1 protein-coding gene and 1 pseudogene are annotated in these 1,127 nt (G+C 68.2%); both read left to right on the forward strand.

Going from position 1 to position 1,127, the window contains the following annotated elements; genetic code table 11:
* Window positions 1–36 precede the first annotated feature (36 nt).
* On the forward strand, window positions 37–732 hold the full coding sequence (locus AB4Y84_RS22195; protein WP_442243660.1) for an ATP-binding cassette domain-containing protein: 696 nt from the start codon (window positions 37–39) through the stop codon (window positions 730–732).
* Window positions 725–1,127, forward strand: a pseudogene (locus AB4Y84_RS22200) (ABC transporter permease); the annotation flags it as partial. The gene AB4Y84_RS22195 and the pseudogene AB4Y84_RS22200, both read left to right, overlap by 8 nt.

The raw sequence follows: 1,127 nt of genomic DNA on the forward strand, positions 1-1,127 counted from the left end.
GGTTACTGCTGGCAGCCTGCGGGTGCCGCTGGCGCCATGAACGACGATGCCATCATCGACCTGCAGGGCGTGCAGTTCGGCTACGCGGGCCGTGCGGTGCTGGACATCGCACAGCTGCAGGTGCGCGCAGGCAGCAGCGTGCTGCTGCGCGGGACCAGCGGCTCGGGCAAGAGCACGCTGCTGGGCCTGCTGGCGGGCATTCTGCTGCCGGCCAGCGGCAGCATCCGGGTTGCCGGCCATCGGGTGAACACGCTCGGTGCCGCCGCGCGCGATCATTTCCGTGCCGAGCAGCTGGGCGTGATCTTCCAGCAGTTCAACCTGCTGCCGTTCCTGAGCGTGCGCAACAACATCGCCCTGGGCGTGCGCTTTTCGCCATTGCGCAACGCGCGCATTGAAGGTGGGCTGGACGCGGAAATCGCGCGTCTGCTGCGTGCGCTGCAGCTCGATCCGGCACTGATGCCGCGCGCGGCAGGCACGCTCAGCGTCGGCCAGCAGCAGCGCGTTGCCGCTGCCCGTGCCCTGATCGGTCGCCCGGCGGTACTGCTGGCCGACGAACCGACCTCGGCGCTGGATCCCGAAGCGGCCACGGCGTTCGTGCAGCTGATGTCCGCGCAGTGCCGCGCCGCTGGCACCACCGCGCTGGTGGTCAGCCACGATGACCGCCTGCAGCCGTTGTTCGACCAGGTGTTGTCGCTGGGTGATCTGAACCGGGCAGGGGGTGCACATGTTTGAGTTGGCTTGGGCCAGCCTGCGCAGCCGCGCCTTGAGCGTGAGCCTGACCGTGCTGGTCATCACCCTGAGCGTGGTCCTGCTGCTGGGCGTGGAACGCATCCGCACGCAGGCCCACGAAGGCTTTGCCAGCACCGTCTCGGGTACGGACCTGATCGTCGGCGCACGCTCGGGGCCGGTGAACCTGCTGCTGTACTCGGTCTTCCACATCGGCGACCCGACCAACAACGTGTCCTGGCAGTCCTACCAGGAACTGTCCACGCTGCCGCAGGTGAAATGGGCGGTGCCGCTGTCGCTGGGCGATTCCTGGCGTGGCTATCGGGTGATCGGCACCACCGCCGGCTATTTCGAACATTACCGGCATGGCGCAGGGCATGCGCTGGCATTCGCGCAGGGCC

This window comes from Stenotrophomonas sp. 2YAF22, from assembly GCF_052114665.1.
In the GTDB taxonomy this organism is placed as follows: Bacteria; Pseudomonadota; Gammaproteobacteria; order Xanthomonadales; family Xanthomonadaceae; genus Stenotrophomonas; species Stenotrophomonas indicatrix.